General features: G+C 57.3%; 17 protein-coding genes. 6 read left to right on the top strand and 11 right to left on the bottom strand.

The features are described 5' to 3' along the window. Positions 1–54: 54 nt before the first annotated feature. The 11 genes from HUV26_RS13660 to HUV26_RS13610 form a co-directional block, all read right to left on the bottom strand. Positions 55–894, bottom strand: a complete 840-nt coding sequence (locus HUV26_RS13660) for an FAD/NAD(P)-binding protein (protein WP_174410693.1) — start codon at positions 892–894, stop codon at positions 55–57. Further along, on the bottom strand, positions 887–1,957 hold the full coding sequence (locus HUV26_RS13655) for a 4Fe-4S dicluster domain-containing protein (RefSeq protein WP_174410692.1): 1,071 nt from the start codon (positions 1,955–1,957) through the stop codon (positions 887–889). The genes HUV26_RS13660 and HUV26_RS13655 overlap by 8 nt, the downstream gene beginning before the upstream one ends. Beyond that, entirely contained in the window at positions 1,954–2,916 is a 963-nt protein-coding gene (locus HUV26_RS13650) for a 4Fe-4S dicluster domain-containing protein (protein WP_174410691.1), read from the bottom strand. The genes HUV26_RS13655 and HUV26_RS13650 overlap by 4 nt, the downstream gene beginning before the upstream one ends. A gap of 11 nt (positions 2,917–2,927) precedes the next feature. Further along, positions 2,928–3,437, bottom strand: a complete 510-nt coding sequence (locus HUV26_RS13645) for a hydrogenase iron-sulfur subunit (protein WP_174410690.1) — start codon at positions 3,435–3,437, stop codon at positions 2,928–2,930. Further along, on the bottom strand, positions 3,425–5,383 hold the full coding sequence (locus HUV26_RS13640; RefSeq protein ID WP_174410689.1) for a CoB--CoM heterodisulfide reductase iron-sulfur subunit A family protein: 1,959 nt from the start codon (positions 5,381–5,383) through the stop codon (positions 3,425–3,427). The genes HUV26_RS13645 and HUV26_RS13640 overlap by 13 nt, the downstream gene beginning before the upstream one ends. Then, a complete protein-coding gene (locus HUV26_RS13635; protein WP_174410688.1) occupies positions 5,380–6,273 on the bottom strand; it encodes a CoB--CoM heterodisulfide reductase iron-sulfur subunit B family protein in 894 nt (297 codons plus the stop codon). The genes HUV26_RS13640 and HUV26_RS13635 overlap by 4 nt, the downstream gene beginning before the upstream one ends. 13 nt (positions 6,274–6,286) lie before the next feature. Continuing rightward, positions 6,287–6,841, bottom strand: coding sequence for a 4Fe-4S dicluster domain-containing protein (locus HUV26_RS13630; RefSeq protein WP_174410687.1), 555 nt, complete (start codon positions 6,839–6,841; stop codon positions 6,287–6,289). 124 nt (positions 6,842–6,965) lie between these two features. Then, a complete protein-coding gene (locus tag HUV26_RS13625; protein ID WP_174410686.1) occupies positions 6,966–8,147 on the bottom strand; it encodes an iron-containing alcohol dehydrogenase in 1,182 nt (393 codons plus the stop codon). A 367-nt stretch (positions 8,148–8,514) separates the two neighbouring features. Further along, the gene (locus HUV26_RS13620) at positions 8,515–9,867 is read right to left on the bottom strand and encodes a sigma-54-dependent transcriptional regulator (protein WP_174410685.1); all 1,353 of its coding nucleotides are present in this window, start codon (positions 9,865–9,867) and stop codon (positions 8,515–8,517) included. Next, positions 9,860–11,065: a two-component system sensor histidine kinase NtrB gene (locus HUV26_RS13615; RefSeq protein ID WP_243451400.1), complete on the bottom strand. Its 1,206-nt coding sequence runs from the start codon at positions 11,063–11,065 to the stop codon at positions 9,860–9,862. The genes HUV26_RS13620 and HUV26_RS13615 overlap by 8 nt, the downstream gene beginning before the upstream one ends. Next, positions 11,065–12,207, bottom strand: a complete 1,143-nt coding sequence (locus tag HUV26_RS13610; RefSeq protein WP_174410683.1) for an iron-containing alcohol dehydrogenase — start codon at positions 12,205–12,207, stop codon at positions 11,065–11,067. Before HUV26_RS13610 ends, HUV26_RS13615 begins: the two co-directional genes overlap by 1 nt. A 599-nt stretch (positions 12,208–12,806) precedes the next feature. Here HUV26_RS13610 and HUV26_RS13605 point away from each other — a divergent pair. The 6 genes from HUV26_RS13605 (at position 12,807) to HUV26_RS13580 (ending at position 19,358) form a co-directional block, all read left to right on the top strand. After that, entirely contained in the window at positions 12,807–14,267 is a 1,461-nt protein-coding gene (locus tag HUV26_RS13605; RefSeq protein WP_174410682.1) for a COG3014 family protein, read from the top strand. Then, entirely contained in the window at positions 14,264–14,665 is a 402-nt protein-coding gene (locus tag HUV26_RS13600) for a putative periplasmic lipoprotein (RefSeq protein WP_174410681.1), read from the top strand. The genes HUV26_RS13605 and HUV26_RS13600 overlap by 4 nt, the downstream gene beginning before the upstream one ends. A gap of 12 nt (positions 14,666–14,677) precedes the next feature. Next, positions 14,678–15,286, top strand: a complete 609-nt coding sequence (gene lpoB, locus HUV26_RS13595; RefSeq protein WP_174410680.1) for a penicillin-binding protein activator LpoB — start codon at positions 14,678–14,680, stop codon at positions 15,284–15,286. A gap of 226 nt (positions 15,287–15,512) precedes the next feature. Next, positions 15,513–16,928 carry a DUF6844 domain-containing protein gene (locus tag HUV26_RS13590; RefSeq protein ID WP_174410679.1) on the top strand — a complete coding sequence of 472 codons (1,416 nt, stop codon included), beginning with the start codon at positions 15,513–15,515 and terminating at the stop codon, positions 16,926–16,928. 16 nt (positions 16,929–16,944) lie between these two features. Further along, on the top strand, positions 16,945–18,228 hold the full coding sequence (locus tag HUV26_RS13585) for a CsgG/HfaB family protein (RefSeq protein ID WP_174410678.1): 1,284 nt from the start codon (positions 16,945–16,947) through the stop codon (positions 18,226–18,228). A gap of 545 nt (positions 18,229–18,773) precedes the next feature. Then, positions 18,774–19,358, top strand: coding sequence for an MrcB family domain-containing protein (locus HUV26_RS13580; protein WP_174410677.1), 585 nt, complete (start codon positions 18,774–18,776; stop codon positions 19,356–19,358). Positions 19,359–19,453 lie beyond the last annotated feature (95 nt).

The raw sequence follows: 19,453 nt of genomic DNA, 5'->3' as shown, positions 1-19,453 counted from the left end.
TTCCGCATGGGTGGCACACGCCGCCCATGCGGAAGAAGTGGAGGTTCGGGATATCTACATCTCTGCGGGGAGTTGCTTAAGCTGCGCCAGTGTGTAGACGGGGCCGTCCTTGCACACGTAGCTGGTGCCTATGTTGCAGCGGCCACATATTCCCACACCGCATTTCATGCGTTTTTCAAGGGTGGTGACAACCTGTTCGTCATCAAACCCGAGTTCCTGCAGCGCCTGCACCGTGAACTTGATCATGATGGGCGGGCCGCAGGTGACGGCCACCGTGTTCTCCGGACCGGGGTTGATTTCCTTAAGCACGTTGGGAATAAGGCCCACCTTGTGCTGCCATTCCGGCGTGCCGTTATCCACGGTGAGCACGGTACGCATGTCGTTACGCTGCAACCATTCTTCCACCTCATAGCCGAAGGCCATGTCTCGCGGACTGCGCGCGCCGTACAGCAGGGTGATGTCGCCGTAGTCCGCGCGGTTGTCGAGCATGAAGAGCAGCAGCGTGCGCAAGGGCGCCATGCCGATGCCGCCGCCGATGAAGACGATGTTTTTGCCTTTCATGGACGCATAGGGAAAGTGATTGCCCAGCGGGGCGCGCACGCCGATCTGGTCGCCCGCTTTAAGCTTGTGCAGGTGTCCGGTCAGTTCGCCCACCTTCATGACGCTGAATTGCAGGAATTCCTTGCGGGTGGGAGGGGAATTGATAACGAAGGTGGATTCGCCCACACCGAGTACCGAAAGCTGGCCCACCTGACCGGGCTCGAAATGGAAAGCCCGCATTCTCTCTTCGCTATTGAGGACCACACGGAAGGTTTTGATGGCAGGGGTTTCCTGCACTACCTCCACAATGGTGGCCATATCCGGCAGATACACATTGGGCGGATTGTTAGTCATGGGCGTGCTCCCGGGCTGCATCTGCCTGCTGTATGGCACAGGCGACGGCGTTGCGTATGTCGAAGGATACCGGACAGTTGGATATGCATCTGCCGCAGCCCACACAGGCCAGCGTTTTATCATGCAGTTGCGGGTAGTAGCTGAACTTGTGGCCTATGCGGTTGCGCATGCGGTGTGCCTTGGTGGGGCGCGGATTGTGTCCGCTGCCTTCCAGCGTGAACTGGCTGGACATGCAGTTATCCCACGTGCGGATGCGCTTGCCGGAGTCGCCGTGCGACTCGTCCGTGATGTTGAAGCAATAGCAGGTGGGACACAGGTAGGTGCAGGCCCCGCAACTGAGGCAGGCTTGCGCTGTTTTGTCCCAGAACCCGAGATCGGAGAACAGCGACAGCAGATTGCGCTCCATGTCGAGGAATGAGGAACGGTCCGGCACCTGCTCCAGCATCTTGTGGCGGGCGTTCAGCGCCTCCTGCTTCAGGCCGTCCGCCTTCATGAAGGTGGTGCTGTTCAGCAGAGTCTCGCCTTTGTCGGTCAGTGCCTCCGCCACATACCCCGCCTTCAGCGGGGTGAGCAGCACGTCTGACCCTGTGGCATCCACGGGGCTGCCGCCCACACGGTCACAGAAACAGGTTTCTTCCTGATGATCGCAGGCAAGGGTGACGATGGTGGCGTTATTGCGGCGGGCCGTATAGTAGGGGTCTCTGGCTTGATTGCCGTCATACACGCGGTCGAATATCTGCATGGCGCGGGCGTCGCAGGGGCGTGCCCCGAAGACCAGCACCTTGCCTTCCGGCAGAGTGGGGTGCAGCTCTATGGCTGTTTTGTAGGGCGGCTCTTCGGTCTTGGTGGTTTTGTATTCAAACAGAGTTTCGCAGGGAGGCAGCAGGGCCTTTTTGGCGGGCGTGGCGGACAGATGCTCCATGTCGATGCCGTTTGCAGGATTGAAGTCGCGGAACACAACGGTATCTCCGTGCCGTGCGGGTGCCAGAACGGTATACGCGGTGCTGAGTTCTTCCAGCCACGGTGCGATGTCTCGAGCCTTGAGAAAGCGTGCGGTGGTCATCGTGCGTCCCTCTCCTTGATGTTCTCTTCCTGCTGGCGGAACATGAAGAGCGGCGGAGTGCTTTGTGCATCCATACCGGCCTGATAGTCGAACAGGTGCTTGATCCGCCGGTTCAGCGCCTGCTTCATGGCGAGCACCGGAATGCCCATGGGGCAGGCGCGTTCACATTCGCCGCACTCGGTGCAGCGGCCTGCGGAATGCAGGGCGTGGATGGCCTGAAACATGAGTTTTTCACGCGGAGTGTCGGACTGGTCCAGCCAGTGCGGGTCGCGGCTCTGCGCCACGCAGCTATCCTTGCACACGCACAGGGGGCAGGCATTGCGGCAGGCATAGCAGCGGATACAGCGGTCCATGTGTTCTTCCCAGAAAGCGAAGCGCTCACCCGGCTCCATGCTGTCCAGCGCATCCAGCGTTGTCTGAGGCGCATCGCCGGGTACATGGTCTGCGGTCTGTGCGATAACCATATGATCGTGGATGATTGGAGTCTGGTTGGTGCATGTGTAGCACTTGTCCATCAGCACATCCTGCATGCGCAGCGTGTGCGTGCCGTGGTTTGTGGTTACGGTGATGCTGTCGCCGTCTGCCTGCACGGACCTGACGGATTCGCCGTTTACGGCCCTGCGCACCGCGCGGATGTTTACCGCACCGGAACAGGAAATGCCGAAGATGGTGATGTTTTTCCGTTCAATCAGCTTTTCCTGCAGCAGTTCGATGATGGTGCGGCTGTCGCAGCCGCGCGTTACAATGCCCACCTTGCGCCCTTTGAGTGAGGGCAGGTAGGCGGCAAGGTTCTGCACGTGCATGGGGCCGGAATCCAGCTTTTCCAGATCTTCCTGCGTCGTGATGAACAACGGCGTGCTGGTCAGGGAATTATGACCGTGCGTCCATGCCAGAACCACATCCAGATTCGGCAGTTCCTGCGCAATGAGTTTGCGGAGTTCCTGTGTATGTTGTGTCATGATCGTATCCTTTAGCCTGCGGCCTTCATGCCGGTTTCACCGGTTTCGCCGATTCCACCGATTTCAACGGCTGCGCCGATTTGCCCCGTAACGGCCGGACAGCCTGTGAAGGTGGCGGCGGGGCCGAGGGCATGAATGCGCGCGGTAAAGTCGCTGACCACCTGTTTCCACTTCTGGCCTTCTGAGGCGGAAACCCACGTGTAGTGGAAACGTTCCGGATTGATGCCCATGACATCCAGCAGCTCGCGCAGCACTTCCAGCCGCCTGCGGGCGTAGTAGTTGCCCGCGGTGTAGTGGCAGTCGCCGGGATGACAGCCGGAAACCAGCACGCCGTCTGCGCCGTTGAGAAAGGCACGCACCACAAAGAGCGGATTCACGCGTCCCGTGCAGGGAAGCTTGATGATGCGCAGGTCTGTGGGCTGGGCAAAACGCCCCACCCCTGCCGTGTCTGCGCCCCCGTAGGAGCACCAGTTGCAGAGAAATCCCACTATGCGCAGTTCTTTTCCTTCTAGTACGGGCATAAGGCGTTCACCTCGGCAAGAATCTGGTTATCGGTAAAGTGCTGGAGCTGAATGGCTCCCTGCGGGCAGGTTACGGCGCACACGCCGCAGCCCTGGCACACGGTTTCCACCACGGAGGCTTTGGGCATGCCGCGGAATTCCGTCATCTCGATGGCACCGAACGGGCAGGTGGATTCACACTTGCCGCAGCCCACGCAGCGTTGCATGGCCACGCCGGAAACCTGCGGATCGCTGGCGAGCTTATCTTTGGAAAACAGCGCCTGCACTTTGCTGGCGGCCGCGCTGCCCTGTGCCACGGAGGCGGGTATGTCTTTGGGGCCCTGGCAGGAACCGGCCAGATAGACGCCTGCCGTGTTGGTTTCTACGGGTTTGAGCTTGGGGTGGCCTTCCATGAAGAAGCCATACCCGTCGTAGGATATGCGCAGCTTCTCGGCGAGGGCACCGGCACCTTTGGCGGCCTCTGCGCCCACAGCCAGCACAACAAGGTCTGCATCAATCTCTACCTGCGAACCCATGATGGTATCTGCCCCCTTGACCACGTAGTGGCCGTTGCGGGGCTGAATGGTGGAAACACGCCCGCGGATGTAGCGGGCTCCGTATTCCTCCATGGCGCGTCTGGTGAACTCGTCATAGAGTTTTCCGGGGGAGCGGATGTCCATATAGAAGACATAGGACTGTGAATCCGGAATATGGTCTTTGGTCAGGATGGCCTGCTTTGCCGTGTACATGCAGCAGAAGCCGGAACAGTACGGGCGGTTTACGGATGGGTCCCGCGAGCCCACGCACTGGATGAACACGATATTGCGCGGTTCCTTCCCGTCGGAAGGGCGTTTGATATGCCCGCCCGTGGGACCGGATGCCGAGAGCAGGCGCTCATACTGAATGGACGTGATTACGTCCGGATACCTTCCCCCGCCGTATTCGCCGTACAGGGTGTGGTCGAACAGGTCGTAGCCCGTGGCTGCGATGATGGCACCCACCTGCTCCTGCACGAGCTCGTCCCGTTGTTCAAAGCGGATGGCCTGAGTGGGGCACAGTTTGGCGCATGCGCCGCATTTGCCCTTGGTGAGCATGATGCACGCCTGGGGATCTATGACGGCTTTTTTGGGAATGGCCTGCGGGAAGGGGATATTGATGGCCGTGGTGGTGCCCACGCCTTCATTGAAACGGTCCTCTGCCTTTTTGCTGGGGCATTTTTCCATGCACTGGCCGCAGCCGGTGCAGGCATCCCAATCCACATACGTGGCCTTTTTGCGGATGCTGACATCGAAATTGCCCACGAAACCGTTCACGCTTTCCACTTCGGACATGGCGTACAGCGTGATGTTGGGATGCTGGGCCACATCCACCATGCGGGGGCCGAGGATACAGCTGGAACAGTCCACCGTGGGGAAGGTTTTGTCCAGCTTGGCCATTTTGCCGCCGATGGTGGATTCGCGCTCTACCAGAATGACTTGCAGCCCGCCGTCTGCGCAGTCCAGCGCAGCCTGAATGCCCGCCACGCCGCCGCCGATGACCATGACGCGCTTGTTGATCTCGAACTCGCCCGCGTGCAGCTCGCTGTTGTTGCGCAGCTTGGCAACGGCCATCTGGACGAGGTCTGTGGCTTTGTTTGTGTTGGCCTTTTTGTCTTTGCCGATCCACGAGACGTGCTCGCGTATGTTGGCCATTTCAAAGAGATATTTGTTGATTCCCGCACGCTCCAGCGTTTTGCGGAAGGTTGCCTCGTGCATGCGGGGCGTGCAGGAGGCGACGACTATGCCGTCCAGCCCGTATTCATGGATGGCCTGTATGATGCCCGCCTGACCGGGTTCCGAACAGGCGTACATGGTGTCTGTGGCAAAGGCTACGTCGGGAAAGCGGCGGGCCGCCGCTGCAACCTGTTCCGTATCCACCGTGCCCGCGATGTTGGAGCCGCAGTGGCACACAAAAACGCCGATATTCATCGTGCACGCTCCTCTTGGGCAGGTGTTCCCATCTGGCTCAGGGCGCGGGAGGGGCTGACGCAGAGTTTGTCCATGCACAGGCAGGATTCGCTCTGCCCGAGCGCAAGACCCGCAAGCTGCGTGTAATAAAAGACGGGCATGCTGTGGCGGGTGCCGTTGGCCCTGTTTATCTGGCCCTGCCGCATGTCGAGATTCATCTGGCACATGGGGCAGGCGGTGACGATGGCATCCGCACCCAGCGCCGCCGCCGTATCCAGAATGCGGCCGGAAAGACGGGTGACCAGCTCGCGCCGGATAAGCCCGAGGGAAGCACCGCAGCAATCCACCTTGTGGGGGAAGGGCAGCACCTCGGCACCGAGTGCGCTCATGAGCCTGTCGAGGCTGGTGGGGTTTTCCGGATCATCAAAGGTCATGACATCCGGCGGGCGGTTCATGATGCAGCCGTAATAGGGGACGACCTTCAAGCCCTTGAGCGGCTTGGAGACGTGCTTTGCAATGGCTTCCGGCTCGCACTGTTCCAGCACGGTCTGCAGGACAGAGCGGATGGGAAGGTCGGCGCGCACGGGGCGTTCCACAATGCTTTCCACCTTTTCATGAAAACTCTTGCGCTGCATGCGCAGGCTGGTGGTTTTCAGATTCTTCAGGCAGCTCGGGCACGGGGTTATTATGCCCGCCACGCCCATGGATTCGGCAATGGCGAGGTTGCGCGCCACAAGACTGGCAGAAAGCAGGTGATCGCTGGCATGTGCGGGGGTGGAGCCGCAGCAGTTCCAGTCCGGAATATCCACCAGTTCCACGCCCAGCGATTTGCAGAGGGCGCGGGTGGAAACATCGTACTCTATCGAGGAGCTCAGGCCGGAGCATCCGGGATAATAGGCATATTGCAACATGGTAACCGCCTTCCTACTGCTGTTCCCTGAAACGGGCGAAAATGCGCTGCACCTCATTCTGGTGCTTGATGCTGTGCGGCCTGAAGCCCAGCTTGCCCTTGCCGATGGCTACGGGGGCAAGGTCCGCATCTGTCCAGAAGCGGCCTGTGCGGCCCACAAAGTTGGCCATCATGCCCGCCTCGAACACGCGCCCGTATTTTTCCACGGACTTGAGAAAGGCATCCCACAGGTGCCGTACGGGTGGTTCCGCCACCAGTCCTTCTCGCCGTGCCATGTGGCGCAGCACATCCATGATGCGGGCCACGTCGATTTCATTGGGGCAGCGGGTGGTGCAGGTTTCGCACGAGGCGCACAGCCATATGGCCTTGGAGGAGAGCACCGCGTGTCTTTCTCCCGCCTGCAGCATGCGCATGATGCGGTTGACCGGGATATCATAGGCGAAGGAAAGCGGGCAGCCTGCGGTACAGTTGCCACACTGGTAGCAACGGTTCAGGTTCTGTTCGCTTCCTTCCTGCACTTGTTGCAGAAATGTACTGTTATAACCGTCTTTTGCGCTCGTTTCGGGCATCGGTCTCCACTCCGTTTATGGACAATGGGCTCCTGCTCCCTGCTGCGGGACGATGCAGCAGGGAGAGTGCAGGAGCGTGGCTGTACGGAAGGGGGGAGGGGGTTATCTCCCCCCTTTCTGCAGGCTACAGGGCTGCCTTGTAGATGGCCGCGACATCGCTGTCTCTGGGACAACGGGGGTTTGTCAGGCCACAGGCGTCTTTCTGTGCATTGGCGGTCATGGTGGGGATATCTTCGGCCTTCACGTCCTTTCCGTACCGCTTGCCGAGTTCGATGAGGCCGGAAGGAATGCCCACGTCTTCAGAGAGTTTGCGGATGCCGACGAGGGCCTTTTCGGCGGCGTCTCTGGGGCTGAGGCCACTGATGTTTTCACCCATCCAGGTTGCCATTTCGGCAAAGCGTTCCACACGGGCGATGAGGTTGAACTGTTCCACATGCGGCAGCAGAATGGCATTGCATTCGCCATGGGGCAGGTCATAGAAGCCGCCCAACTGGTGTGCCATGGCGTGCACATGGCCGAGGCTGGCGTTATTGAACGCCATACCGGCCAGATACTGTGCGTAGCACATGCCTTCGCGGGCTTCGATATCCTGACCGTTGGCAACGGCACGGCGCAGGAACTGGAAAATGAGCTTAATGGACTTTTCGGCGCATGCGTCGGTCATGGGGGTGGCAATGGTGGAAACATAGGCTTCCACGGCGTGCGTCAGGGCGTCCATGCCGGTGGCTGCGGTCAGGGCAGGGGGCATGCCCATCATGAGCAGCGGATCGTCGATGGCGATGGTGGGGGTGACGCGCCAGTCAACGATAGCCATCTTCACCTTGCGGGACGTATCGGTGATGATGCAGAAGCGGGTCATTTCAGAAGCGGTGCCTGCGGTGGTGTTTACCGCAATATAGGGGGGCATGGGCTTGGTGGACTTGTCCACGCCTTCGAAATCATGAATCTTGCCACCGTTGGCGATGACGAGGCCGACACCCTTGCCGCAGTCGTGCGAGCTGCCGCCACCAAGAGTGATGAGGGAGTCGCACTTGTTCTTCTTGTAGACGTCAACGCCGTCGTGCACGTTCTTGTCAGTGGGGTTGGGTATGGTTTCGTCATAGACCACGCAGTCCATGCCGTTTGCTTTGAGCAGGTCGACTATCTGCTGCGTAATGCCGACAGCGGTGATACCCTTGTCGGTTACCAGCAAAGGTTTTTTGCTGCCAAGCGCCTTGATCTTGTTGGGGATTTCCTTATGGGCACCAATGCCCATAAGCGTTACGCTGGGAATAAAGAAACCATACACTTCCTCTCTTACTGCCATAACGCTCTCCTACCATTCAGGTAATGCTTTAGGTTGATGAGAAGTATTAAACGGCTCGCCGCAACGTTGATGCCTGACATACGCAAGCGCCATGCCAAGCGTAACTCTTCATACTTTGCAGCACCTTACAGGAATGGAGAGCAGAAGTGATGTGACACTGACATGTATAATGTACGCACATTGAACGGCAGGCGAGGGATGTTTTGCGATTAACATCTTAAATATCAAATAGTTATGTGCTGGTGTCGAAATGACCCTGTGAAACAGCGGGTTTGGGTCACAATGACACAGTGATTCAGAGTGATGCAAAATGAAGCGGGGCCTTCTTGCGAAAGCCCCGCCTGTATGGTTGTATCTTGCTGTAATTTCATGAGATAGAATATTTTTCCAGCTTCCGGTACAGCGTTTTTCTGCCAATGCCCAAGGCTTGCGCCGCGTGCAGGCGGTTGCCGTTGAAGAACTGCAGTGCCCGCAGAATATGTTCCCGCTCCACCTCATCCAGCGAAAAGATGCCGTTGCCCGCGTTGCGGCGCTCGGCCGCCTTGGCTACCAGCTCCTGCGGCAGGGCACGGTCTGTGATGACATTGTTCTCGCAGAGTATGAGGCTGCGTTCCAGCACGTTGCGCAGTTCGCGCACGTTGCCCGGCCAGTGGTATGCAAGCAGGGCCTGCATGGCCTTGTCTGAAATGGCGGGGGGTTGCTGGCCGAAGTTGGCTGCCATGCGCCCGAGAAAGTGTTCCGCAAGCAGGGACAGGTCTTCTTTGCGTTCCTTGAGGGGCGGAATCTGAATGTTGAAGACATTTATGCGGTGGTAGAGCGCCTCGTTGAAGGTGCCATCCTCCACTCCTTGCGTAAGGTTGCGGCTGGTGGCGAAGATGAAGCGGATATCGATGCAGCGTTCCGTTTTTTCTCCCACCCTGCGGTAGCGGCGGGCCTCCAGCACACGCAGCAGTGAACCCTGAAGTTCCAGCGGCAGTTCGCCTATTTCATCCAGAAACAGCGTGCCTGTATCGGCAAAGCCCAGCAGGCCTTCACGATCTTCCGTTGCCCCGGTGAAGGAGCCGCGGGTGTGTCCGAAAAGCTCGCTGCGGATGAGTTCTTTCTGCAGGGTCGCGCAGTTTTTGATGATGAAAGGCTTATCGCTGCGGTTGCTGGCATTTTGAATGGCCTGCGCCACAACGTCTTTGCCTGCTCCGCTCTCGCCCGTGATGAGCACGGGCACCTCTGTGGGGGCGACCTTGTTTATGAGATACCGCAGGTGCTTCACCACGGAGGAATTGCCCACCAGTTTGGAGGGGGGTGTGCTTGTCTTGCTGTGTCTGAAGGTTCTGTTTTCCCGTTGCAGGCAGGATCGCTGGTAGGCGCGCTCCACCACCAGTTCAATTCTGTCCAGATTGAAGGGTTTGGGAATGTAGTCGTAGGCACCGATGCGCATTGCCTCCACAGCGTTGTCTATGTCGCCGTGACCGGTGATGAGTATGATCTCCATGTCGGGGTACATGCTGCGGAATTCTGTCAGCAGATCCAATCCGTCTGCGTCCGGCAGGCGGATATCGGAGATAATGACGTCAAAACGCTTTTTGTTCAGCTTCTCGCGCGCCGTGCGCCCGCTTGAGGCTGTTTCTACCGAGCGTTCTGTGGTTGCCAGTTCACGTTCAAGCAGCTTCAGAATGGATTCCTCATCGTCAATGACGAGAACGCTGTAACTCTTGCTATGCATGTACTCCCACCTGTGTTTGCGGCAACGTGACCGTAAAGCACGTGCCCTCCCCGAGTGCGCTGGTGATGCTGATGTCTCCTTCATGCTCCTGAACAATGGAGTAGCAGGTGGCAAGGCCGATGCCGATTCCCTTGCCCACGGGCTTTGTGGTGAAAAACGGCTCGAACAGCTTGTTGAGCTTGTCTTCCGGGATTCCGCAGCCTGTGTCCTGCACCATGAGGCGCACGCCTTGCGTTTCCGGCGCATGATCGGTGGTAACGGTGACGGTTCCGTTGTCTTCTATGGCGTCTACGGCGTTGGTGAGCAGGTTCAGGGCCACCTGCTTGAGCTGGGCCTCGTCACCGATGATGTGCGGCAGCCCCCGCTGCAACTGCAATACCACCGTAAGGCCGGGACGCTTTTTGAAATGGTGCTGGAGAATGCGCACGGTATCCTCCACCACGGAATTGATATCCACCGGCTGAAAGGCCGCCTTGGTGGGTCTGCTGAAGGTGAGCAGCGTCTGGACAATGGCCTGACAGCGCTGGCATTCCTTCAGAATGGTATCTGTGTATTCCTTGAAGTCGTCGATGAGTTTTTCATCCATATGCCCTTCAAGCTTGGGAATGCGCCGCCTGATGCCTTCTGCAAAGCCGGAAACCGCCGTGAGGGGGTTGTTTATCTCGTGCGCCACGCCTGCGGCCAGCACACCCATGGTGGCCATTTTCTCCGCCTGATAGAACTTGGCCTGATACTCTTTTTCCATGGTCACGTTTCGCTTGAAGATAACCACCTGATGTTCCTTGAGGTGCGGGCTTTTGAGCGGCGACGAGACCATTTCGAAGTGCATGTTGCGGTTGCCGATGCGGAAGATGGCCGTCTCTTTGCTCACCTTGTCGTAGCGAAGAGACTGAAAGGCCGGGCACTTGGGGCAGGGAACATTGTTGCCGGTGAACAGCTCGTAGCAGTATTTGCCGCGCGGGTCCCCTTCCGGGAATATTTCCATGAACACATGGTTCACGGAAATGATGCGCATGTCTTCCGAGAGCACCATCATAAGGTCGGTAATGCCGTCGAAAATAGCGGCAAACTCTCTGCGTTGTGCCTCTGACTTCTCATGGCTGGCCTTCAGTTCCACAATGGTCTGCTGCAGTTCCTGAAAGAAGTTGAGCTTGCTGTGCTCAATGCCGATGAGATCCTGAATGGTGGTGTTTTCCATCACCATGCCTCCTCGCAGATGCGGATGAGATCTTTCCACGAAGCCTGTCTGGGGTTGGTTATGGTGCAGGTATCGCGCTCGGCCATGCGGCAGATGGCTTCGATGTCCGAATCAGTCGGCAGAATATCGCGCAGCCGTGTGGTGACTCCGAGCCGGACAAACAGTTCGTGCAGGGCGTCTATGCCCTTTTCGCCGAGGCAATGTTCGGAGCAGATGCGCGGGCCGAGCACCTCTTTGCCGATGCATGCCATCTTCTTTTCCGTGGCAGGCAGGTTGAACCGCATGACCACGGGCAGCAGAATGGGGTGCACCAGTCCGTGCAGCACATCGTAGCGTGCGCCGATGGAGTGCGCCAGAGAATGCACTATGCCGAGCCCCGCGTTGCTGAACGACATGCCCGCCGCAGTGCTGGCAATGCTGAGTTGCTCCAGGGCGTGCAGGGAGCGGGTTTCTGCGGCTTCGGTAATATTATCGAGGATAAGGCGGATGGCGAGCAGCGCCTGATGCTCCGTGAAGGGGGATGCCGCCTTGGAAACATAGGATTCCACCGCATGCGCCAACGCATCTGCCGCAGAGGCGATGATAAGTTCAGGCGTTTTGGTGGTGAGCATGGTGGGGTCGATGATGGACAGGTTGGGCACAAGCGAGCGGCTGATGATGGACATCTTCACCTGTCTGTCCACATCGGTGATGATGCTGTATTGCGACATATCCGAACCGCTGCCCGCCGTGGAGGGAATGAAGATCATGGGCGGCAGTGGCCGCATGATCTTGTTGGCACCTTCGTAATCGCGAATCTGGCCGCCGTTGCCCACAATGGTGGCAATGCCCTTGGCCGCGTCTATGGGGCTGCCGCCGCCAAGCCCCACAATGACATCTGCCCGCGATTCCCGGTACAGGGCGGCGCCCTCGTGCACCTGATGGTCTCGCGGATTGGAATCTACGTTGTTGAAATAGACGCAATCCAAGAGGTCTTCTTCCAGCAGGCCCTTGATCATGGAGACCCATCCGGCCCGCTCCAGCCCCGCATCGCTGACCAGCAGCACCCGGCGTGCTCCCAGCCTGCGGGCGCATTGGGCAAGATGTTTCGTGCTTCCTTTGCCGAAAATGATTTCCGGAATGGCAAATTTGGTTACCAGCATATTCCTTCCCATGCAGCTAAAAGTGGTCTCCCCGATACGACGCAGCGTTGCATCCGGCTGAGATACAGTGCGCCGTGTGCATGCCTGCTCTATAGCAAGAAGGCGGCCAAAGTGACCCACGTGCCCTTGCGGAAGGTCAGAGAGGCACAGCGGCGCTGAACGCGCAGCGGCGAGTGCAAAACAAGTTGTTATAATACGATGGATTACAGAATTATTTCATGAACAGAAAACAGGACTGCGAGACATCTCCGGTGTGTGTTTCTTTTCATGCAGCCTCTGCCAGCCAAAGCGTGTGTTGCGTTTACTGTGTCACAATGACACAGCAATGCACGCCCGAAGTGTGCTGAGAGGGTGCGGATGCGAGGGTTGCTTTCGGGGGTGCATTGGAGGCAGGGCAGGGGGGGTGGTTGGGGATGTCAACGAACAGCGTGCCCGTCACCTATAGAGCATTTCACAGTGACCCTGATATCCCTTCGGTCTGTTTTGTCTTTTTTTAAAAAATATCGGCAGACGGGTTGTAAAGGTATTGGTGCTTAATTATACAGGCTGTAGGCAAATAGAAACGCCTTTAGCAAATCATATGTTGGGGGGATAGGAGAATGAGAAAGACTGTTGCGGCTGTGGCCGTACTGTTGCTTGTTGCTGTCATTACCGGATGCGCAACGGCTACAAGGAACAATCAGGGGCAGCTGGCGATGATGTATACGCAGGGGCAGTATGCTGAAGCATCGGAGAGCGTTGCATCAGCATCGCGCGAGATGCCGCTGGTGCTTGATAACGCCAATATCATGTTCATGGCGGGAAAGTACGGGCAGGCAGTGGAACTGCTGGAAGAGGCCGAGCTTGCCACGAAGGATGATGATACGGAAAACGCTGCTTTGAAGGCCGGTAAGGTCTTCGGGGAGATGCTGTTTAACCGGGAATTTATGGACTACGCCCCCCGCACCTGCGATAAAGTGTTGATTAACACCTATAAGGGGCTGGCTCAGATGGCCCTGCTGAACCAGCAGAATGCCCGGGTGGAGTTTAACCGGGCGTATGATCGGCAGCGCCGGGCAGTAGAAGAGTTTGCCAAAGAAATAGAGGCAGAACAGAAAAAGCTGGCAGAAGAGAAGGAAAAAGCTGCGAAGGTTGCACATAACGCGACGAATGCTCAGAGGCCCGGTCTGGACATGGATAGGACCACCGAGTCATGCAGTGCCCTTGTGCAGGAGCAGATGCCCGAAATGAATGTATGGGAAGCCTATCCCGATTTTGTGAACCCCTACACGACCTATCTTGCGGGTCTTTTTTTTGCCCTGAACGGCGAAATTGCCAGCGACTTTGGCAAGGCAGCAACATTGCTCAAGCGCGTGGACGAGATGGTGCCCGGGAATAAGGCCGTGCAGAGTGATGTTGCAATGGCCCGGGATTTTGAATGCGGAGCGTCCAGTCCGGCGAGCGAGACGCCTGCCGTGTGGGTGATCTTTGAAAACGGCCTTGCCCCGGTTCTGACGGAGCTGCGGCTTGACCTGCCGATTTTTCTTCTGAAGCTGGATTCCCCCATCAAGAACGTGCCCTTTGTCCTGCCCAGAGTGAAAGCACGTGATGAAGCCTGCTCACACCTTGTTGTCCGGGCGGGTGACAGCGTGCTGCCTACTCAGGAAGTCGCCTCCATCGACAGGGTGGTGCAGACAGAGTACAAGACACGGTTTCCCATGCTGCTGACCAAGGCGTTGGTTTCTACTGCCACCAAGTCGTTTACGCAGTATTTGGCGGAACAGGCCGGAGGTTCCGGCGCAGGCATTGTTGCGGCGGTGTTTACAACCGTAAGCGCACGGGCCGATATTCGTTCATGGGAGGCCTTGCCCAAGAATGTGCAGATAGCCAAGCTGCCCATGCCTGAGAAACGGGTGCTTGATATTGCCCTGCCGGACGGCTCATCCGCAGGAACCGTGGAGTTGCCGGAATCGCGCTTTGCCATTGTGCATGTGCGGATTCCTGCCCCGGGTGCTCCGGCAGCGCTTAACGTCATACCTGTCGGGACACTGCGGCCCGACGTGGAGGTTGCAAAACAGTGATGATCACCCTGTCGCCACGCATGCTTTGCCTTGTGGCAATTCTGATATTGGGCACGGTTGGTTGTGCGAAGAACAGCACGACTGTCGGACCGGAGCCGGACCGGCATATTGTTATGTCCAAAAGTTTTTCGTGGCTAAAGGACCTGCGCAGTGAGCTTGTGACCGAGCAGAACGGGGCCATGTCTGTTGTTCTGCATGGAACAAGCTCTTCTTTGGAGAAGCGTGAGCTTTTTATCCGTACCGAATGGTTTAAAGCCAACGGGTTGCCCGCGAAGAGCCTGACCACACGGTGGGAGCCCATTCAGCTTCTTCCCCGGATGCCCTTTGTCTACACTAGGGCCGCTCCCTCCGGCGATGCGGTCGAGTATCGAATTCTTATAACTGACACACTCAAATAGCGGGAGGTTTTCATGCGTAAGATTGTTTTGCTGCTTCTTGCCTGCATGTTGTTAGGCGGCTGCACTGCATCCAACAAGGCGACCATGGTGAACGGAGAAATTGACACCGCACCACGGGTGATGGGGTTGGAATACAGGGACTTTGAAGAGGCAGCCGCCAAAAGTGTGAACGATATGCTGGCATCCGGCGCGGTTAACAGGCCGGGCGGGGGCAGGTATGTTCTGGTTGTCTCCCGGATTATTAACGACACCATGCAGAATATTGACACGGACCAGTTGGTGAAAAAGATTCGCGTGGAACTGCTGCGCAGCGGCAAGGTTGTGACCACCACCGCCATGGGGCTGGGCGGCGCTGAAGACCCCATGGTGGCCGAGGCGCGCAAGCTGCGCCAGTCTGAGGAAGTGAATCAGGGAACCGTGGCGGAAAAGGGAAAGATAATTGCTCCGGATCTCAGTCTTTCCGGCAAGATCATTCAGCGGAACCATAGCCTGAATTCCAGCACCCAGCAGGTGGAATACTACTTTATGCTCAGCTTGACGGACATAAGCTCCGGGCTTGCCTTCTGGGAAGGGGAAGCGCCTATCATCAAGCGTGGCAGCAACAAGTCTGTATCATGGTAATCGGGGCGGTTTGCGTACCCGGCATACTTGGGCCAGCACGCCGGGCCAGCTACCTCTGGCCCGGCGTGACGAGCAACCCGCTGCACGCTCCGAACGGTTCGGGTCATTGCGTATGTCTGGCTGCGCTCCGGCTTTGAGCGTTTTGCGCGCCGTGTAGCGTGCCGTTTTTTAACGGCGTGCAGAAGCAGACTCTTTCACCTGTCAGATCAATTAATGGGAGACCGTTATGAGTATACGTTATCTGGCCCTTTGCTGCGTTCTTTGCTGCGCCCTACTGCTTCCCGTAATGGCGGGCGCTCAGGGTACCGCAGGCGATCTGCCTGCCCCGGCATCTGCGCAGGAAGAGCAGGAAGTGGAGGCTATGATCGCCGATGCGGCAAGGCCGCAGGAGTCTGATCCCGGCATTATGATTGAAGACCGTATTAACGAATACAATACCAGCGGTGCGGGTGCGCAGTTTATGCAGAAGCAGGATGAGGGGGCCTTGTTCTATACCACGGCCAGTGCTCCGGTAATGGAGAAGGCATCTTCTCCTGCATGGCCGGAGTTCCGGCAGATGGCGTTTAAAGAAGCCATGCTCCTTGCGCAGCAGAAATACATGGAGTTTCTCGGCGTTTCGGTGAAGAGCAAAATGATTCGCCACATGCAGAGTGATCCGGAATTTCCCAAGTTTTCTCAGGAAGAGTTGTACAGCACCTCCCGGTTTGAGGCGTTGCTGGAGAAAGGATTGGCCCTGCTGGGCGGCAAGCTTGACGCAATGCTGAAGGAGCAGGGGATAGACCCGCAGGAATTTAATGCTCTTCCCCCTTCCAAGCAGAAAGAGCTGCTTGTGCGTTCTGTGACGGAAGAGACGGTGCGCACGGCCCGTGGTGAACTGAGCGGCATGATTCCGGTGCAGACCTTTGAAGCCCGGAACGACAAGGGGGACCACATTGTTGCCGTGGCGGTGGTGGCTTCGTCTGCATTTAAGGATTTTGTGCGCGAGGCGCTTGCCAAGAAGGGAGAGCTGAAGCCCAACCCCAAGAGAGTGGGCGGGCCTGCTGTTCGGGATCAGGTGGTGATGGACAAAGCGGAGATGATAAACCAGTTCGGGATACGCCGTGTCTTTGACGAGAATGGGTATCCGGTGCTTGTTTCCTTTGGGCAGAGCTATAACCCCTACACCGGGCAGGACTATCAGACCCGGCTGGAAAACAGGGGAGTAGCCCTGGAGCAGGCGGCTGCATCGGCCTTTGCCAACTTCGCCTTTTTGTTCAAGGCGCATGGCACGGTTAGCAACAAGAGCGGCAACAAGGCCACCTCCAGCACCGTAGGCAAGGTTGAGGTTGATGCGAAGGGGAACAGCTTTGAGTCTACCGAGTACGTGCGGAGCGTTATCAACCAATACACCAGCACCATAGAGGCGCGCGGCGAGGTGAGCGACTTGCCCGGTGTGCGCAGGCTTCATTCATGGACATATATCCATCCGGAATATGGTCATGAAATGGTGGGCGTTGTGCATACATGGGCCCCGCAGGACAGTGCGCTTGCCAAGAGCCTGAAGGAGCCTGCCAAACAGAAGCAGGCCCCTGCCGCGCAGAAGGCCAAGGGGCAGGCTGGAAGTTCCACGGGGAAACAGTTGATGGATTCCAATGACTTTTAATCTGCCTGAGGCACCTATGCGCACTATTCATACCTTCAGGCGGCTGACGAAGATGCTGCCTGGGCTTGTGCTTATGACCGCCCTTTGCCTGCTGGCGTTCGGCACTGTAGGAGCCGAGTCGATTACGATTACGGGAAAGGGCACCGGGAAAGACAGGGAGGCGGCGGTGCAGAGCGCGCTTCAGGATGCTCTGCGGCAGGTTAACGGATTGAACATGGTGGCCACGCAAAAGACCCGGCGCGATTCGGTGCAGTTGAGCGTGACCGACCCGAAGGGAGATTCTTCCACCGTTAAGCTGGAAGCCAATTCCCAGAGCAGCACGACCATAGATACCAAGGGGGTTATTTCCTCCTACCAGATAGAGGACGTGGGAAGCGAGAACGGTCTGGTGGCGGTAACCATACGCGCGGTGGTGGAACGGTATTCCGCCCCCGGCATATCAACGGACAGCCGCCGCAAGCTGGCCGTGATGCCTTTTGGCGCACCTTCTGATGACATAGGCCGCAAGGTGACGCAGCAGGCGGTTTCGCAGCTTGTGCAGTCCCGCAGGTTTGCGGTGCTGGACCGGGAGAATGACGCAGCCTATGTTGCGGAAGCTTCACGCTGGGCAAGTAATCTGACCCGCGTGCAGGAGAAGGCGAAGCTGGCGCAGCAGCTTGGTGCAGACTATTTGCTGGTTGCCACGGTATCTTCATTTGATGCCAAGGTGCAGACGCAGACGTTGGCGTTGACCGGAGAGAGCAAGCGGATTGTCTCCGGGTACGGGGTGTTGCAGTATCGCGTTCTGGTGCCTGCCACCATGCAGGTTAAGTGGGCTGCAGACATAGCCGTAACGCTGGATCGGCCCGCAGAGGCGGCGGATTCTGCGCCGGAAGACATGCTTGCGGCAGAGCTGGCTGGCAGGCTTAACACTGAGATTGTGGAATCCATCTATCCTTTGCAGGTGATCAGCACGGATGCTTCCGGGCAGATTGTTATCAATCAGGGGGGAGCCTCTGTAAGAGAGGGGAGCCGGTACGCCGTTTATACGACCGGGAAGACCCTGTATGACCCGTACACCAAGGAATCTCTCGGCAAAGAGGAGGTGCGGGTTGCCACACTTGAGATTGTGGAGGTTAAGCCCAAGTATGCCGTTGCCAGAGTTGTGCCGGGGGCGGAGCCTGCCGCAGCGGTTCCCGTAGGGGCCATATGCCGCTCTTTGCCGGATGATGGCGGCGCGGCACAGGCGCGGCAGGGTGGCAAGGCTGACCTTGTGGAGCGCAACGAGGCTGGCGGAGGGGTGAAGCTGCCCTTCGACTGATGTGTGGGGGGGATTGCCTGCGGGAAGTGGGTATTCCCCTGAGAAAAGAATGGTATAGCGTTGTATGAGCGGCTTCGGGTTCTGCCCGGAGTCGCTTTTATTTGCCTCGCAGAGGCTTCCGGCTGGTATGGTGAGCTTTGCGTGTATTTCCTTTGTAAGGTTGTGGGTGCTATTAAGTAGCGCGTTATAGTTTTGCATGTTGCTGAATCGATTGGAGCAGTATATGGATACTGGCAGGGTCTATAGGAGATGGTGTCATTTTTTGTAAGCACACCTTGCTAGCGGGGCGGATAAACCAGCCGTTGCTCTGGCGTGGAAGCCGAGGCTGAAGTGGATGGTGCCCAAGCGGAGGAACGTCAGGCTCGTTTATTACCGTCAGTATTTCATTTCTCTCACGAGTCGTGATGCAAGAGCACCCAGCGAAAAACTGGGCATTATTGATTTATGGAAGGGGCAACTCCACATGCGGTGTTGCTTGGAGTAATGAATAGGTTGTCTAAAAAATATCTAAAATGCTGTAGATCGCTACAGATTGGAAGTAACCCATGCTAAGAGATGTCATTACCCATATTGGTAGCAATATTGGTCAGGCTAGAAAGTCCGAGTTTGCTAATCACCCGTTGGCAAACTATATCCGAGTCGATGCCCCTGCGGCTTTAAGGAGAGATCTAGGGCCTGAGAATTCTGGATTCAGAGTGAAAGGTAGCCCCGGGAAAGGGCGTTGGGCTAACTCGGTATGGCTAGGAATATTCAATCAACGCGTGACCCATAGCGCAACTGTCGGGTATTACGTTGTCTATGCGTTTTCTCCCAGTGGAGACAGGGTTTATCTGGCTCTTGTTCAAGGGAATTCTTCTTTGTACGATGAGCAAGGTGTTGAGGCTGCGGTGATTCTTGAGCAAAGAAGTGTGATAGCGCGAGAGCGAATTGGTGCGTTTAAAGAGTATTTTTCGGATCCGTTCGTTCCTCTGGGGCAAAGAGGGGTGCAGGCTAGGATTCATGAAGCGGGATACATAGTTGGGAAATGCTATGATCTTTTATTGCTGCCCTCAGAAGAAGGCTTGCTCAATGATCTTCAAATAATGGTGAAGGCCTATAACTTACTGGTTGCTGAAGGCGGCGTCGAATAGTTTGGGATGTTTGATCCTGCTACATATTTGTGGAGAGCAGGTTAAGCCACTTTTTGATATGCCTGACTGTTTTCGTATTCTGCCGGAGACATCCA

The sequence above is a fragment of the Desulfovibrio psychrotolerans genome, from assembly GCF_013340305.1.
GTDB lineage: Bacteria > Desulfobacterota > Desulfovibrionia > Desulfovibrionales > Desulfovibrionaceae > Halodesulfovibrio > Halodesulfovibrio psychrotolerans.
Note: the sequence above shows the minus strand (reverse complement) of the source record. Positions and strands in the feature narration are given on the sequence as shown.

What these genes read in the sequence shown, in the direction of transcription:
- HUV26_RS13660 (WP_174410693.1), bottom strand. Translation starts at nt 894, where the DNA reads ATGACTAACAATCCGCCCAATGTGTATCTGCCGGATATGGCCACCATT.
- HUV26_RS13655 (WP_174410692.1), bottom strand. Translation starts at nt 1,957, where the DNA reads ATGACCACCGCACGCTTTCTCAAGGCTCGAGACATCGCACCGTGGCTG.
- HUV26_RS13650 (WP_174410691.1), bottom strand. Translation starts at nt 2,916, where the DNA reads ATGACACAACATACACAGGAACTCCGCAAACTCATTGCGCAGGAACTG.
- HUV26_RS13645 (WP_174410690.1), bottom strand. Translation starts at nt 3,437, where the DNA reads ATGCCCGTACTAGAAGGAAAAGAACTGCGCATAGTGGGATTTCTCTGC.
- HUV26_RS13640 (WP_174410689.1), bottom strand. Translation starts at nt 5,383, where the DNA reads ATGAATATCGGCGTTTTTGTGTGCCACTGCGGCTCCAACATCGCGGGC.
- HUV26_RS13635 (WP_174410688.1), bottom strand. Translation starts at nt 6,273, where the DNA reads ATGTTGCAATATGCCTATTATCCCGGATGCTCCGGCCTGAGCTCCTCG.
- HUV26_RS13630 (WP_174410687.1), bottom strand. Translation starts at nt 6,841, where the DNA reads ATGCCCGAAACGAGCGCAAAAGACGGTTATAACAGTACATTTCTGCAA.
- HUV26_RS13625 (WP_174410686.1), bottom strand. Translation starts at nt 8,147, where the DNA reads ATGGCAGTAAGAGAGGAAGTGTATGGTTTCTTTATTCCCAGCGTAACG.
- HUV26_RS13620 (WP_174410685.1), bottom strand. Translation starts at nt 9,867, where the DNA reads ATGCATAGCAAGAGTTACAGCGTTCTCGTCATTGACGATGAGGAATCC.
- HUV26_RS13615 (WP_243451400.1), bottom strand. Translation starts at nt 11,065, where the DNA reads ATGGAAAACACCACCATTCAGGATCTCATCGGCATTGAGCACAGCAAG.
- HUV26_RS13610 (WP_174410683.1), bottom strand. Translation starts at nt 12,207, where the DNA reads ATGCTGGTAACCAAATTTGCCATTCCGGAAATCATTTTCGGCAAAGGA.
- HUV26_RS13605 (WP_174410682.1), top strand. Translation starts at nt 12,807, where the DNA reads ATGAGAAAGACTGTTGCGGCTGTGGCCGTACTGTTGCTTGTTGCTGTC.
- lpoB (WP_174410680.1), top strand. Translation starts at nt 14,678, where the DNA reads ATGCGTAAGATTGTTTTGCTGCTTCTTGCCTGCATGTTGTTAGGCGGC.
- HUV26_RS13590 (WP_174410679.1), top strand. Translation starts at nt 15,513, where the DNA reads ATGAGTATACGTTATCTGGCCCTTTGCTGCGTTCTTTGCTGCGCCCTA.
- HUV26_RS13585 (WP_174410678.1), top strand. Translation starts at nt 16,945, where the DNA reads ATGCGCACTATTCATACCTTCAGGCGGCTGACGAAGATGCTGCCTGGG.
- HUV26_RS13580 (WP_174410677.1), top strand. Translation starts at nt 18,774, where the DNA reads ATGCTAAGAGATGTCATTACCCATATTGGTAGCAATATTGGTCAGGCT.